Source organism: Amycolatopsis sp. NPDC058278 (assembly GCF_042881395.1).
Taxonomy (GTDB): Bacteria; Actinomycetota; Actinomycetes; order Mycobacteriales; family Pseudonocardiaceae; genus Amycolatopsis.
In genome coordinates this window covers 19177-33588 of sequence record NZ_JBHVXZ010000072.1, presented here as the reverse complement: position 1 = coordinate 33588, position 14412 = coordinate 19177, and the positions used below count along the sequence as shown (strand labels likewise).

The 14412-nt window shown below is 69.1% G+C and carries 10 protein-coding genes and 1 tRNA gene; 3 read left to right on the top strand and 8 right to left on the bottom strand.

The features are described from left to right. Positions 1–92 precede the first annotated feature (92 nt). A complete protein-coding gene (locus ACFVYA_RS31475) occupies positions 93–1559 on the bottom strand; it encodes an FAD-dependent monooxygenase (RefSeq protein ID WP_387050143.1) in 1467 nt (488 codons plus the stop codon). Between the two features lie 82 nt (positions 1560–1641). Here ACFVYA_RS31475 and ACFVYA_RS31470 point away from each other — a divergent pair, with 82 nt between their 5' ends. Both ACFVYA_RS31470 and ACFVYA_RS31465 read left to right on the top strand, forming a co-directional pair. Next, complete coding sequence (locus ACFVYA_RS31470; protein WP_387050141.1) at positions 1642–2247, top strand: TetR family transcriptional regulator; 606 nt, start codon at positions 1642–1644, stop codon at positions 2245–2247. A 1133-nt stretch (positions 2248–3380) separates the two neighbouring features. Next, positions 3381–4004: a TMEM175 family protein gene (locus ACFVYA_RS31465; protein ID WP_387050140.1), complete on the top strand. Its 624-nt coding sequence runs from the start codon at positions 3381–3383 to the stop codon at positions 4002–4004. Between the two features lie 707 nt (positions 4005–4711). Here ACFVYA_RS31465 and ACFVYA_RS31460 read toward each other — a convergent pair. From ACFVYA_RS31460 to ACFVYA_RS31445, 4 genes are all read right to left on the bottom strand, one after another. Beyond that, positions 4712–4785: transfer RNA gene (locus tag ACFVYA_RS31460), tRNA-Pro, on the bottom strand. Positions 4786–5020: 235 nt separating this feature from the next. Next, the gene (locus ACFVYA_RS31455; protein ID WP_387050170.1) at positions 5021–7234 is read right to left on the bottom strand and encodes a glycosyl hydrolase family 18 protein; all 2214 of its coding nucleotides are present in this window, start codon (positions 7232–7234) and stop codon (positions 5021–5023) included. Between the two features lie 160 nt (positions 7235–7394). Continuing rightward, complete coding sequence (locus ACFVYA_RS31450; RefSeq protein ID WP_387050138.1) at positions 7395–8174, bottom strand: enoyl-CoA hydratase/isomerase family protein; 780 nt, start codon at positions 8172–8174, stop codon at positions 7395–7397. A 3-nt stretch (positions 8175–8177) separates the two neighbouring features. Beyond that, positions 8178–9089 carry a PaaX family transcriptional regulator C-terminal domain-containing protein gene (locus tag ACFVYA_RS31445; RefSeq protein ID WP_387050136.1) on the bottom strand — a complete coding sequence of 304 codons (912 nt, stop codon included), beginning with the start codon at positions 9087–9089 and terminating at the stop codon, positions 8178–8180. Positions 9090–9235: 146 nt separating this feature from the next. Between ACFVYA_RS31445 and ACFVYA_RS31440 the strand changes: the two genes are divergently transcribed. Beyond that, entirely contained in the window at positions 9236–10873 is a 1638-nt protein-coding gene (locus tag ACFVYA_RS31440) for an ABC-F family ATP-binding cassette domain-containing protein (protein ID WP_387050133.1), read from the top strand. Positions 10874–11276: 403 nt separating this feature from the next. On the opposite strand, the gene ACFVYA_RS31435 is transcribed toward ACFVYA_RS31440, so the two are convergent. The 3 genes from ACFVYA_RS31435 to ACFVYA_RS31425 are packed head-to-tail and all read right to left on the bottom strand — an operon-like array spanning position 11277 to position 14310. Continuing rightward, positions 11277–12098: a carbohydrate ABC transporter permease gene (locus ACFVYA_RS31435; protein WP_387050132.1), complete on the bottom strand. Its 822-nt coding sequence runs from the start codon at positions 12096–12098 to the stop codon at positions 11277–11279. Beyond that, a complete protein-coding gene (locus ACFVYA_RS31430; RefSeq protein WP_387050131.1) occupies positions 12095–13057 on the bottom strand; it encodes a carbohydrate ABC transporter permease in 963 nt (320 codons plus the stop codon). The genes ACFVYA_RS31435 and ACFVYA_RS31430 overlap by 4 nt, the downstream gene beginning before the upstream one ends. Further along, a complete protein-coding gene (locus ACFVYA_RS31425; RefSeq protein ID WP_387050129.1) occupies positions 13039–14310 on the bottom strand; it encodes an extracellular solute-binding protein in 1272 nt (423 codons plus the stop codon). Before ACFVYA_RS31425 ends, ACFVYA_RS31430 begins: the two co-directional genes overlap by 19 nt. Positions 14311–14412: the final 102 nt, after the last annotated feature.

Sequence of the window (14412 nt, the reverse complement as noted above, 5' to 3'; positions counted from 1 at the left end):
TCAAACCTACGCTGATTAACGTCCCCATCGCGGCAGATGAGTGCGATGCGGAGACAGCGCGGTCGTTTCGGGTCGTTCGTTGTGGTCTGTATCTACCTGCGCGGTACGCCTGAACCGCCCGACAATTGTGTGGTGTACCCGAGGGCGCCCGTTGTGCCGGTCGTCGGCACTGCGCCGGTGCCGCGCCACCCCAGGTGACCGTCTGGACGGATCAGGATGCGCTCGCCGGGAACGGGCTCGTACGTCCGACGTAAGTAGCCGTCGACGTCGAGAGCGTCAGCGTCGAGAACCTGGGCACCGTCGACTGGTTCCATGGGCCCGTCGAAGGCCAGGACCGTCCAGCTGGCTTGTCGACGCAGCAGAAACAGTGTGGTGTCGCCGAGTGGGGCGTCCGGAGCGCGATCGCCCGGTTGCAGGCCGGACGCGTCGGGATCGGTGCGGTAGCTGATGTCGAGCTGTAGCCCTTGGCGGGCCAGGGCCGCCGGGCGATCGGCGTAGCCGCCGGCACCGGTGCTGAGCACGTGGCGGGAGAGTTCGCTGGAGAGCCCGAGAACCGCCGCGGCCACCGGTTTGCGCTCAGCCTCGTAGGTGTCCAGCAGGGCGTCCTCGGCGCCGTCGAGCACCGCGGCGAGCTTCCAGCCCAGGTTGACGGCGTCCTGGATGCCGGTGTTGAGGCCTTGGCCGCCGGCCGGTGAGTGCACGTGTGCGGCGTCGCCGGCCAGGAACACCCGATCGACGCGGAAGCGGTCCACCATCCGCACGTTGAGCCGCCAGATCGAGGACCAGCCGATCCGGCGCAGGCGCACCCGCGGGCGGATGCCGTCGACCACGGTGTGCAGCGTCGCCTCGTCGGCCCGGACGTCCGGGTCGGGCGAGCGCAGCCCCAGCGCCCAGGTCGGGCTCGCCGGCATCGGGCACAGGGAGAGAAACCCGGCGCCGACGAGGTCGAAAGTGTGCCAATGGTCGCGGTCGAGCCCGTCCAGCTCGACCTCGGCCAGCAGCATCCGGACCGCGTCGTGGGTCTCGCCGAGGAAGCCGACGCCGAGCGCCTTCCGGACTGTGCTCGATCCACCGTCGGCGCCGACGAGGTAGCGCGAGCGCAGGCGCCGCCGGTCGTCGAGGATGGCGGTGGTCCCGTCCTGGTCCTGTTCCACGGCAACCACGCGAGCGTTCTGCTCGACCGTGACACCGAACTCGGCGAGCTGTTCACGCAGCACCTGCGTTGTCCGCCATTGCGGGATGATCAGCGGCCGGGCGAACGGCTGGCCGGGCGTCGGCTCGAGCCCGGGATGCCGGTCTCGCTCCCGCGTCGTGCCGTCGAGCGCGTACTGGCGGAACGGCAGCCTGAACGTCCCCAATGCCACGAGACGGTCGGTGACCCCGAGGGGGTCGAGCACCTCCAAGGTCCGCGGCTGGATGCCGTTGCCACGCGGACCCGGGAACGGCGCCGCCGCGCTGTCCAGCACCGTTACCCGATGGCCTCGCCGGGCCAGCTCGCCCGCCACGACCAAGCCCGTCGGGCCGGCCCCCACGACCGTGACATCTGTGTCCATCTCCATGACCGCCACGCTACCAGGAAAATGGGACTTAGTCGCAAAGAAGACCCCGTCCGATATCGGGAGGGTGTGTCACACTCCGTCGGTGGAATCCTTGCGCGAACGCAAGAAGGCGCGCACCCGCGCCGAGTTGCAGCGCCACGCCTTGCGCCTGTTCGCCGAGCGCGGCTACGAGGCAACGACCGTCGAAGACATCGCCGGCGCCGCAGAGGTCGCCCGCAGCACGTTCTTCCGCTACTTCGCCACCAAGGAGGACGTCGTCCTGTTCGACGACGTCGACCCGCTGTTCGAGGAGGCCCTCGCTTCGGTCCCGGTGGGCACCCCGCTGCTGGTCGCGTTGATCGAGGCGATCCGCGCCACCTTCGCCGAGCTCGGCGAGCAGAAGCGGGCCCACGAGGAGCTGCGGATGCGGCTCGCGCGCACCGTGCCCGAGATCGCCGCGGCACTGCGGGCCCGCGGCGCGTGGGACGTCGAGCAGACCGCGCGCCTCGTGGCCGCCGCGCTCGGCCGCACCCCCGAGGACATCGAGGTCGTGACCCTCGCCGGAGCGCTGACCGGTGCCCGCTTCGCCGCGCAGACCCTCGTCGCGCGCGAGCCCCACCGAAGCTACGTCGACACCACCCTGGAAATCCTCGAGCGCCTCCGCGGCGGCATCCCGCTGGTCGACGAGCCCATCGTCGGCTCCTCGTGATCGCGTCGGCTCCGGTCCGAGCCACGTCCTCGAACCCCCGCACCTGACGGCCCTGCCCTCGATGCCCTGTCCCTCTACGCCAGCGCCTACGCCCTGGAGCAGTCGCTGGTCCTGCAGTGGCGGAAACACCCGGACCACGAATGGGTCCTCGGCCGCGAGGAGCTGCTACGCCGGTTCACCACCCCTGCCAGCCGAACGTTTCCGCAGACCTGGCGCTACGCCGCCGAGCTGACCTCCTGCACCGGATACGACCGGTTCGCCTCCCAGACCGGGAGCACGGTGGGACCTGCTCGAACGCGACCCACTCCGCCGGGGCGCCGAGGTCGACGAGCGCGAGGAGCCACCGGAGCGGCTCGAGGACAAGGGTGGTCCCCTCGTCGGTGAAGGCGGACGTGTCGACGACCTGGCAGCCTTCGAGGCTCTTGATGCCGATGAGGTCGAAGTCGAGGGCCTTCCGCCCGGCGCCCTTCCCGGCGGGGGAGAAGGTCTGGCACGGGTACGAGGCGATGAAGTCGGGGACGCGGGTGTGCTGCCCGTGCTCGTCACTTGGTGGGCGGTCAGTCTTTCGGCTCGTCCGGCTTTTGCTGCGACCCGGAGATGTCCGCGTGCGACAAGGTCGGGGCGGTAGCCCGCTGCGGCTTCGCCGGGCTCTGCGGCTGCTGCGCCGACGGGTTCGCACCAGGAGTCGGCTTGGCCGCCGCGGTGCCCGTCGAGCCGGTCGGCCTGAAAGCTCGACCCTGCCGTCCAAGGGCCGCTGGCCGCGGAGCCGTTTGCTGTGTCCCGGCCGCCGGAGCCGAGGGGGCACGACCCGAGGGTGGCTCTGGGCCGGACGCGGTGCGGGTGCTGCCTGCGGCGTGTCCCACGGCAGGCCCAGCGGTCGCTTGTTTGCCAGGCCCGCGGGACGTGACGCCGCCGACGCCCGGGTGGAGGCCGGCTCCGACATCTGTACAGGACGGTGAGCGCACTTCCCCAGCGAACGCGCCACGCGGCATGTGCGGATGAACCGCGACGGTCCCGTGACCGCTTCCCTGGGTTCTCCCCTCGCTGAACGCGGCGGGTCCGTCGCTGTCACGTCGAGCGTGGTGGTCTCACGACGGCGTCGCCTGGATGGCTGAACCGCCTACGATCCTGGAATGTCCCAGAACAGATCCCCCGAACGGCTGGTGTTCTTCACCGACGCCGTCGTCGCGATCGCAATCACCCTGTTGGTCCTGCCGCTGGTCGAGGCCGTGCCGGACGCCGTTGCGCAGCACCTCGATTCAGCCGAGCTGATCAGCGAGAACCAGTGGAAGATCTACAGCTTCCTGCTCAGCTTCGCGGTGATCGCTCGGCTGTGGGTCGTGCATCACCGCGTGTTCGAGCAGGTGAGGGCGTACAGCAGGCCGTTGATGGTGGCGAACTTCGGCTGGGTGCTGACGATCGTGGTGCTGCCGTTCCCGACCGAGGTGGCGGGCTTGTACGGCAATGACCGGTTCACCTCCTCGCTCTACATCGGCACGATCCTGGCCGCCTCCCTGTTCCAGCTGGCGATGGTGCTGGTCATCCGGCGCGACCCGACCCTGCGCGACGAAGACAGCGAACTGGCGCGAGCGCCGCTGTTCGACACGTCCGTCAACACGGCCTTGCTGGCGGCCGCGTTTGTGGTGGCCGCGCTGGTGCCGCACGCGGGGTACTACATGCTTCTGCTTCTGCTCCTGCCGGCGATCATCGGGCGGTTCCGCAAGACCAAGAGCGCTCCAGCCGAGGTGAACGCCTAGCACTTGGAGTGCCCGATCATCGGCAGAAGAGGGCATTCGCGGCAGGAGGAGACCGACGCGCAGGCACCGTCATCGAGAACGTGTTCTTACAACAACGCCGAGCCGCAAGGTGGTCCTATCGCCGGCAACACGGTGGTCCCACGACCTGGCAACCGACGGATCCCCGTGCCACCGCGCCGCGCCGGCCGACGAACCTGCTGCGATCGCTGACCGTGCAACTGGCCGCCAGCGGGGAATTCCGACTGGCCGCTGACACGCTCCGCCTTGTTCAAGGCGGAGCGTTCATTATGTGCATTCTTCTCTGCCGGACCCATGTCCGATTGGCAGCGACGTCAGCACGAATCCTGCCGTCGTCGCGATCTTCCGGCCCGCTGTCGAACGTCGGAATTCACGCTGGAGCACTGTGCCGTTCGGCGGCCTGTTGACCGTGTCCGCCGCTGACGTTCGAAGCGCTCGAATACCGTGCTCGGTGCCACCCACGCCCGCGGGTGGCACACGGCTTCTGGTGCCAGGTCATCGGTGAGGTTCACTCGTCGGCGTACGGCTGCCTGGCGCTGTTTTGTCGCAGTCAAGTGCGCTGCACACACTCAAACTTGACGGTGGTCCCCAAGGAGGCCTGGTCATGATCAACTACAAGATCGAGAGCGGAGCACAAAAGAGCCGCTTGACCTGGGCCTTCGCCCAAATCAAGCGGCTTCATGTGTCCGTCGGGCTGACAGGATTCGAACCTGCGACCCCTTGACCCCCAGTCAAGTGCGCTACCAAACTGCGCCACAGCCCGGACCCGCACTCGCTGAGTGCGTGAGAAGTACTCTAGCGCGCTCTCCGAAGGGCCCTGCAACCAGGGTCCGCGGTCCTTCTGACCTGCGGAAACACGCGGACAGGACCGTAACCCGCGATCAAGCCGCGTCGGCTGTGTGGGTCCGGGTCTGTCATTGCGATGCCTATCGGGTGTTGAGCCCAAGGAAGGTGTTCAGCCCGCCGAACAGGGGCGTTCAGCGGGCTGAACGAACACCTCAGCCGAGCCCGGCGGTCACCGCGTTCATCAGCGCGCCGGTGTCGCCCGACATCTCCCATGCCATCACGCCGAGCAAGCCGCGCGACTTGAGCCACGTGGTCTTCAGCCCGATCGACCAGGCGTCGTCGAACGTCCACCACTGGCCGCCGTTGCCCGTGTAGCACGAGGTTGCCACCGCTGCCGTGTCGTGGTGGACCGTGCAGGCCGGTACGGCCGCCACCAGGTTCGCGTAGCCGCGGGTGCCCGCTTCCTCGGCGAACTGGCCCGGCGCCGCGCCGGTTGCCGACTGCCACTCGCCGCTCTTTCCACCGTCGGCGACGCCCTGCCAGCCGCGGCCGTAGAACGCCAGGCCGAGGGTCAGCCGCCGTGGGTCGACGCCCGCGCTCGTGTACGCGTTGATCGCGCTTTCCGCACTGAAGTGGAAGTTGTACGGGTCGTCCGCGTCGGCGTACAGGTTGCCCTGGTGGCCGGTGCGGTCCGGCTCCCACGAATTGTCGCTGCCCGACCCGTGGAAGTCGTAGCCCTGCACGTTCGCGACGTCCAGGTAGGTGAAGATCTTGAAGACGTCCCAGCCCGAAGCGACCTTCGCCGGATCGGCCGGGGTGAACGCGTGCAGCTGGTACCGCTTGCCGGTGGTTGCGCCGTAGGCGTCCAGCTGCGTGCGGAACTCCGCCATCAGCGCGGTCAGATTGGCCTTGTCGTTCGGGCTCCAGTGGTTGCCCGGGTGGCCGTCGGCGCTGCCGGGCCACTCCCAGTCGAGGTCGATCCCGTCGAAGATGCCGGCCGCGGTGCCCGGCCCGCCCGCGCCGCCGTACGGCGCGATGTTGCCCTTGAGCCAGGTGTCCACACAGGACGAGACGAACTTCTTGCGCGACGCGTCGGTGGCCGCGACGTCGGAGAAGTACTTCGAATACGTCCAGCCGCCGAGGGAAACCAGCACCTTCAGGTTCGGGTGCTTCGCCTTGAGCTTCTTGAGCTGGTTGAAGTTGCCGCGCAGCGGCTCCCAGCCGGTGTCGGCCACGCCGTCGACCGACTGCGCCGCCGCGAACGGCCGCGAGTAATCGGCCTCGGCGTCACCCGCGCCGTCCCCCTGGCTAGGATCCTGGGGGTTGGCCGTGGTGCCCTTGGTGACCCCGGACAGGCAGGTCAGGTTCACCGGATCGATGTTCTCGAACGCGTACAGCAGATGCGTCAGCTTCGCCGCCGCACCCGAAGTCTCGAGGTTCTTCACGAAGTACTGGCGCCCGTAGATGCCCCACTGCACGAAGTACCCGACCTTCGCGTAACCCGAGACGATGTCGCCGGTCCTGGCGGTCACCGCGGCGCTCGGCGCCGACACGTTGTCGTAGCCGTCACGGGCGCGCACCGTGAAGGTGTACGAAGTGGACGGTGCCAAACCGGTCACCACCGCCGAGGTCGTGGTCACCGTCGTGGCCAAACTGGACCCACGGTAGACGTCATAGCCGACCACGCCGGTGTTGTCGGTCGACGCCGTCCAGGCCAGGGAGACGCTGCCCGCATCGGCGGCCGTCGAGCGCAGCCCGCTCGGTGCGGACGGCGGCTGCGTGTCATCGGACGGGTTGTTCGTCGTCACGGCCAAAGAAGTGCTCGCCGGGGAGGTGTTCCCCTTGGCGTCCTTCGCCTTCACGGTGAACGAATAGGCCGTGCCCGGAGCGAGCCCGGACACCGTGGCGCTCGTCCCGGTCACCGACGCGGCCAGGGAAACTCCCTGGTAGACGTCGTACCCGGTCACCGGAAGCGACCCGGGGGCCGACGCGTTCCACGCCAGCGCGGCCGTCTTGGTCGTCTTCGCGACCAGGCGCAGGTTCGCCGGCGCGCCCGGCGGGGTGTCCGGTGAACCGTCGCAGTTGGCGTTGTCGACGCGGCACTGCGTCGGCGTCGCGGCGGCGCTGAGCCGGAAAGTCGGGCTGTACGGGTAGGTGTTCCGGCCCGGCGCCAGCGTCGCGATGTAGTAGGCGGGGGTCAGCGTGACCTGGGTGCCGTTCTGCGTCACCGTGCCGTTTTCGCCGGTCGAGGCGGTGACGCCGGCGGGCAGCGTGAAGGTGATCGCCCAGTTGCTCACCGACGCGGTTCCGGTGTTGGCGACGGTGTAGGTGCCGGTGGTGCCGTTCATCGCCAGGGTGGCGGTCAGCGAACCGGCTGCGGCGGCGGGTGGCGCGAGCGCCGCGGTGCCGCCGAGTGCGATGAGCAAGGCGGCGAGTGCGGAGCGTAGTCGTGCGGGAGTGCGTCTCATGGCGGTTCTCCAAGCGGCACGAGGCGGGGACGATGTGGTCTAGACCACATCGAACGTAACCCGGTGCGGGGAGAACCGCGCAGGTCTGAACGGCGGCAACCGGTGTCCGAACGGACGGTTAACGCCCCGAGAAGGTCGCTTTCCCCGGTCCGTCGGCGAGGAACGACTTCACCGCGTTGCGGAGGTCCTCGGTCTCGAAGAGCTCGGCCGCGATCGTCGTGATGTGCGCGTTCGCCTCGGGGGCGCCGCCGGCCGAGAAGTGGTCGAGGACGCGTTTGGTCGCCGCGTGGGCGCGGGTCGGTCCCTCGGCCAGCCGGCGGGCGAACGACCGCGCCGCGTCGTCGAAACCCTCGCTCGGCAGGACGCGGTTGACGACGTTCCAGCGTTCCAGGGTCGCGGCGTCGTAGGTGTCGCCGGTCATCACGAACTCCTTGGCGCGCCCCACGCCGGCCCGCGCGGCGAGCCGCTGGGTGCCGCCCATCGTCGGCGTCAGGCCCACGACCTTCTCGACCAGGCCGAACTTCGCGCGTTCGGCGGCGAGGATGACATCGCAGGCCACGGCCACCTCGAACGCCCAGGTCAAGCACAGGCCGTGGGCGGCGAACACCGTCGGGAACGGCAGCGCCGCGATCCGGTCCGGCACCGCGAGCATCTCGTCGAAGAGCACCTTCGCCTCGGCGGGCGAGCCCTGGGCGTCGAACAGCGAGACGTCGACACCGCCGCTGACGATCTTGCCTTCGGCGCGGATCAGCAGCGCCCGCGCGGGTTCGGCCTCCAGCTCGCCGATCGCCGAGGCGAGCGAGGACTGCAGCGAAGCCGTGTAGAGGTTCAACGGCGGAGCATCGACGGTCAGGACGGCGAGCCCGCCGTCACGATCGAGGCGGACCTGCTCAGTCATTGCTCACCCTGCTTCTTCGGCTTCGACGATGTCGTCCCAATACTGCTGGGCCTCGGGACGCCAGTCGACGTGTTTGTGATGGAACAGTTCCGCCGCCTTCGTCCCGCTCCACTTCGCCGGGAGCAGCTCGGCGGGCAGCTGCGGGTCGAGGAACGGGAACCGCCGCCACTCGTGGACCAGCTCGGTCTGCGCGCGCAGCACCGCGCGGCCGCCGGTCGGGTGCAGGCCGGTGAAGCGGTCGATGAAGTCCTCGTAGCGGTCCTTCAGCTCACTCAGGTCCCACGACCGGGCGACCATGGACTCCTGTTCACCGACCTCTCCGTACGCGGCCGTGAACGACATCGCCTGCGCCTCCAGGCCCAGGTCGTTGACGATCTGCTGGGCCTCGCGCTGCCGGGACAGGTCCGGGCTGACCCACACGCCGGCGACCGGCGAGCCGAAGCCCGCCCAGGTCAGGCGGGTGCGCAGCCGGTGCCGGAGGTCGCGCTTGGCCTCCGGCACGGAGACGATCAGCATCAGCCACTGCCCGTTCCAGTGGCGTTCCTCGCGGCCGAACGCGTAGATCCGGTCGGCGCCCTCGGTCAGCAGGCGGCGCCCCGGCGGGGTCAGCGACCAGCGCACGCGGCGCCCGACGCGCTCGGAGACCACCCAGCCCTCGGCGGCGGAGCGGGCCAGCGCCTGCCGCGCGGACTTCTCCTCGATGTCGAGGATGCCCAGCACCTCGACCAGCATCGACGTCCAGACCGGCTTGTCCCGGGGCAGCGCGTACTCGCCGAGGACGGTCATCAGCAGCGACCGCGCGCTGGCGTGACTGACCTCGCGGCGCCGGCTCACCGTGGGCCGTGGCGCGGACGACCGGCCTTCCCTCGGCTTCGGCCTGCGGCCGAGGGTGACCGGGGGAGCGGGCTCGCCCATGCTGTTCACCGACCTCACTGCGCTGCGGGACTGACAACCGAACAGGGTACCCACACTGAGTGATCAAAGCGCCACGGGACACACACAGCCGGTGGTTTTGACCTTGATCTGACAGTTCACGACGGCGTCGTAGACTCGGTTACCTCATGAGCGCAACTCTCGTCGCGAAGGACCTGGCCGCCGGCCACGGTGACCGCACCCTCTTCTCCGGCCTCGATCTCGTCGTCGCGCCCGGGGACGTCGTAGGCCTGGTCGGGGTCAACGGCGCCGGCAAATCGACCCTCCTGCGGACCCTCGCCGGGCTCGCGAAGCCGGACAGCGGCGAGGTCCGGCTGAACCCGCCGGCCGCGACCGTCGGGCACCTGCCGCAGGAGCCGGAACGGCGCGAAGGCGAGTCGGTGCGGGCCTTCCTGGCGCGGCGCACCGGCGTCTCGGCGGCCCAGGCCGACCTCGATCAGGCGACCGAGGCACTCACCGCAGGCTCGCCGGGCGCGGACGACCAGTACGCGACGGCGCTCGACCGGTGGCTCGCCCTCGGCGGCGCCGACCTCGACGACCGGGCCGCCGAAGTGGCCGCCGACCTCGGCTTGGCCGTGGACCTGGACCAGCCGATGACGTCGCTCTCGGGCGGCCAGGCGGCGCGCGCGGGGCTCGCTTCGCTGCTTCTGAGCCGCTACGACGTCTTCCTGCTCGACGAGCCGACGAACGACCTCGACCTGGACGGCCTGGCCCGGTTGGAGCGATTCGTCTCGGGTCTGCGCGCGGCGACCGTGCTGGTCAGCCACGACCGCGAGTTCCTGGCCAGGACCGTCGACCGCGTCGTCGAGCTGGACCTGGCCCAGCAGCAGGTGAACGTCTACGGCGGCGGGTACGAGGCGTACCTCGAGGAGCGCGAAGTCGCCCGGCGGCACGCGCGCGAGGAGTACGAGGAGTTCGCCGACACGAAGGCGTCGCTCGAGGCGCGCGGGCGGATGCAGCGGGCGTGGATGGAGAAGGGCGTCAAGAACGCCCGCCGGAAGCAGCCGGACAACGACAAAGCGGCGCGCAAGTTCCGCTCCGAGGCCACGGAGAAGCAGGCGTCGAAGGCGCGACAGACCGACCGGATGATCGAGCGGCTGGAGGTCGTCGAGGAGCCGCGCAAGGAGTGGGAGCTGCGGATGGAGATCGCCGCGGCCCCGCGGGCCGGGGCGGTGGTCGCGACTTCACGTGGCGCGGTGGTCCGGCGGGGCGGGTTCACGCTCGGGCCGGTCGACCTGCAGATCGACTGGGCGGACAAGGTCGCGATCACCGGGGCGAACGGGTCGGGCAAGTCGACTTTGCTGGCGGCGCTGCTCGGCCGGGTGGCTCTGGACGCGGGGACCGCCGCACTGGGACCGGGCGTCGTGGTCGGCGAGGTCGACCAGGCGCGGCGGCTGTTCCTGGGTGACGTCCCGCTCTTTTCGGCGTTCGCCCGCGAGGTGCCGGAGCTGGCGGACGCGGAGGTGCGGACGCTGCTGGCGAAGTACGGCCTGAAGGCCGCGCACGTCATGCGCTCGGCGGCAACGCTCTCACCGGGCGAGCGGACGCGGGCGGCACTCGCCTTGCTGCAGGCGCGCGGGGTCAACCTGCTGGTGCTGGACGAGCCGACCAACCATCTCGATCTGCCGGCGATCGAGCAGCTGGAGGCGGCGCTGGACAAGTATCCGGGGACGCTGCTGCTGGTCACGCATGATCGGCGGATGCTCGATGCTGTGCAGGTGACGCGCCGGTTGGTGGTTGAGGGCGGGAAGGTCAGCGAGCTGTGATCTGCGGTGGGTGCGGCTCTCGCCTCGGCCCTCGGCCCTCGGCCCTCGGCCCTCGGCGCTGGTGAGCAGTGCTCTCGATTGGAGCACTGGGTTGAGGTTCGTTGTGAGCAGCGCTCTCAATGGTGAGCGGTGCTGGCTGTCGCGGGTGAGCAGCGCTCTCGAACGCGAGCACTGCTCGTCGTTGGAGTGAGAGCGGTGCTCTCGAGTGGGAGCGCTGCCCGCTTTCGAGGGTGAGCGGTGCTCTCGAGGGTGAGCGCCGCGCTCTGCGGGTGCGAGCAGTGCTCTCGCATCTGAGCACCTCCCGCAGTCGCGAGTGAGCAGTGCTCTCGAATGTGAGCACTGGCCGCATGCAACGAGAGGGCGGTGCTCAGATGCGAGAGCACTGCTCTCGCAGGAGAGCGCCTCACCCCTTTGTGGCCCCGCCGGTCAAGCCCTTCACGAACTGCTTCTGCAGCGCCAGATAAAAGATCAACACCGGCAGCGTCGCCAGGAACATCAGCGCGAACACGCTCCCCAGATCCGCCTGGTACTGGCCGATCGACCGGTAGATGCCCGTCGTGATCGTTGTTCCCTGGCTGGGGCCCAAGATGATCAGCGGGTCGATGAAGTCGTTCCAGATCCACACGCCCAAGAAGATCAACACCGATGCCGTTGCCGGGCGGAGCAGGGGGAACACCACCCGCCAGAACACCTGCATGCGGCTCGCGCCGTCGAGCAGGGCCGCCTCCTCCAGCTCCACCGGCACGCCGCGGATGAACCCCGTGAACACGAACACCCCGAACGGCACGTAGTACCCCACGTTGAACAGGATCAGCCCCTGCAGGGTGGCCATCAAATGCGTCACGCGCAGGACGTCGGTGATCGGGATCAGGATGACCTGCGGCGGAATCATCAACCCGGCCAGCAGGACCAAGGTGAGCACCTTCGTCCACCGCTTGCCCGAGCGCGCCAGGTAGTGACCGAGCATCGCGGACAACACCGTCAGGACCAGGATCGACAGCACCGTCACGACGACGCTGTTGGTCAAGCTGACCCAGAACAGCCCGTCCGGCCGGGTCAGCACCGCGTGGATGTTCGCCAACGTCGGCGGCAGCGGCAGCGACGCCGGCTCCTTCGCGATCAGCTCACCCCGCTTGAACACGTTGGCCAGCACCAGATACAACGGCACGAAGAAGACCGCGCTGACCAGCAAAGCGACCGCCGGCCGCAGCGGCAACCGGGTCACAGGTCCACCTCCCGGCGGCGGAGGAAGTTCAGCACCACCGTCGTCACCAGCGCCACGATCACCAGCATCAGCACCGCCATCGCGGACGCGTACCCGACGTGGTTCGAGTCGAACCCCGTCTGCAGGACGTCGAACGCGATCGTCGCCGTGGCGCCGGAACCCGGGCCGCCGTTGGTGATCACCTTGACGTAGTCGTAGGTCTTGAACGCCGAGATCAGCAGCACCACCGTGTTGATCGTCAGCGACGGCGCCAGCAGCGGCCACGTCACCGCGCGGAACCGGCGCAACGGCCCCGCGCCGTCGATCTCCGCCGCCTCCAGCAGCTCCGGTGGTACCCCCTGCAGCCCGGCCAGGTAGACCACCACGCAGAACCCGAGCATCTGCCAGCACACGATCGACGCGACCGAGTACAGCGCCACGTCCGGATCGGACAGCCACCCCGGCGGGTGCGCGACACCCAGGCCGCGCAGCAGGCTGTTGAGCGGCCCCCGGTCGTCGAGCAGCCGGGACCAGACGATCGACACCACCACCGAGCTGAGGATCACCGGCGTGAAGAACACGCTCCGCAAAGCGTTGTACAGCCAGCCCTTCCGGTCCAGCAGCAGCGCCACGCCGAGGCCCAGCACGTTGGGGACGACCACCACGATGAGCGTCAGGACCGTGGTCACCCGCAGCGCGGTGAGAAACTGCGCGTCGGTGAACAGCAGCCGGTAGTTGTCGAAGCCGACGAACTTCACCGGCGGGTGGAACGGGTTGTAGTTCGTCAGGCTGTAGCCGAAGCTGATCAGGATCGGCGCCATCACGAAACACAGGTACACGAGCACGCCCGGCGCGCCGAACGACGCGAAGTGCGCCAGCCGCGGCAAGACCGGCCGACGTCGGCGGCGGCGGGCAACCGGGCGGGGCGGGGCGGGGGGAGCGGCGACGGCGGTCAAGGACGTCAGCCCGCCTTCGCCCACTCGGTGTCCAGGAACGCGCACGCGTCGGCCACGGACTTGCGGCCGGTGATCACGTCCTGGGCGGCCTGGTCGACCTTGTCCTTCATCCCGGGCAGCAGCCCGTCGTCGGCGGTCTCCCAGCGGAACGCGTGCACCACGGCGTTCTGCTGCACGGCCTGGGTGTAGAGGTCGTAGCCGGCCTTGAACCTCGCCCCGACGCCGGGCGGCGGCGTGTAACCCTTGATCGCCGGGAACAGGCCGTCGGCCTTCACCGAGGCGTCCAGCTGGTCCTTGTCGAGCTGGAAACCGAGGGCGAACTTCCGGGCGGCGTCGAGGTTCGCGGCCTTGGCGTTGACGATCATGCCACCGCCGGTGTAGGCGGGGACGACGAGTTTGCCGTCCTCGGTGGGGAAGTCGAAGACACCGACCTCGAAGTCGTGCTTCTTCGAGTCGGCGTTGGCGGCGAACCAGTTGCCCATCGGGTACATCGCGCCCTGGCCGTCGAGGAACGCCTGCTCGGTCGCCGCGTAGTCGCGGGACACGCTGGTCTTGTCCACGTACCCCTTCGCCGCGAGGTCGGCGAGCTTCGCGAACGCGTGTTGGAACACGGGATCGGCGAACTTCACCTTGTCCTGACGGCGCTGGGTGAGCCAGTCCGGCATCGAGTCGTAGACCTCGGTGCTGACCAGTCCGGAGAGGATCATCGACGACGGGAAGCCGTCCTTGCCGCCGCCGATGGTGAACGGCGCGTACCCCTTGTCCTTGAGCTTGCCGGCGTCGGCGACGAGTTCGTCCCACGTCTTCGGCGGCGCCGCGATGCCCGCGTCGGCGAACATCTTCTTGTTGTAGTAGACCGGCGGGATGGTCTGGGTGTTCGCCGGCAGCTGGTAGTACTTGCCGTTGACCGGGTTGGCCTGCGGGAACTGGAAGTCCTTCAGCTCCTCGGGGGTCCACGCGTAGAGGTTGCCCGCCTCGGCGAAGCCGGCCGAGTCGACGGCGATCATCACGTCGGGGAACTGGCCCGACTGCAGGAGCTGCTTCGCGTACGACGTCCGCCCGTCGGCGGTCGGGGCGACGAGCTTCTTGACCTTGACGCCCGGGTTCTTGTCCGTGACGCGCTTGATGGCGGCGTCCCAGTAGGCCGGCGTGAGGTTCGGGGTTTCGAACGTCAGGAAGGTGATCTCCGCGTCGCCGCCACCGCCGGTGTTCGATCCGACCGAGCACGCGCTCACCGCCAGGAGCGCCGCTGCTCCCAGCGTCAGGAACCGTCTCATGACCGCCGCCTTCCGTCACCCACCATATGTGATGTATGAGGCATTCGATCGGACGTTTACTGGAGTGTCAAGCGTCGAATACCGTCGAAAGTGCGGCGAATG

Bases quoted from the DNA above. Each gene is read 5' to 3' on its own strand.
- ACFVYA_RS31465 (WP_387050140.1), top strand. From the start codon at position 3,381: ATGTCCCAGAACAGATCCCCCGAACGGCTGGTGTTCTTCACCGACGCC.
- ACFVYA_RS31425 (WP_387050129.1), bottom strand. From the start codon at position 14,310: ATGAGACGGTTCCTGACGCTGGGAGCAGCGGCGCTCCTGGCGGTGAGC.
- ACFVYA_RS31450 (WP_387050138.1), bottom strand. From the start codon at position 8,174: ATGACTGAGCAGGTCCGCCTCGATCGTGACGGCGGGCTCGCCGTCCTG.
- ACFVYA_RS31445 (WP_387050136.1), bottom strand. From the start codon at position 9,089: ATGGGCGAGCCCGCTCCCCCGGTCACCCTCGGCCGCAGGCCGAAGCCG.
- ACFVYA_RS31440 (WP_387050133.1), top strand. From the start codon at position 9,236: ATGAGCGCAACTCTCGTCGCGAAGGACCTGGCCGCCGGCCACGGTGAC.
- ACFVYA_RS31475 (WP_387050143.1), bottom strand. From the start codon at position 1,559: ATGGAGATGGACACAGATGTCACGGTCGTGGGGGCCGGCCCGACGGGC.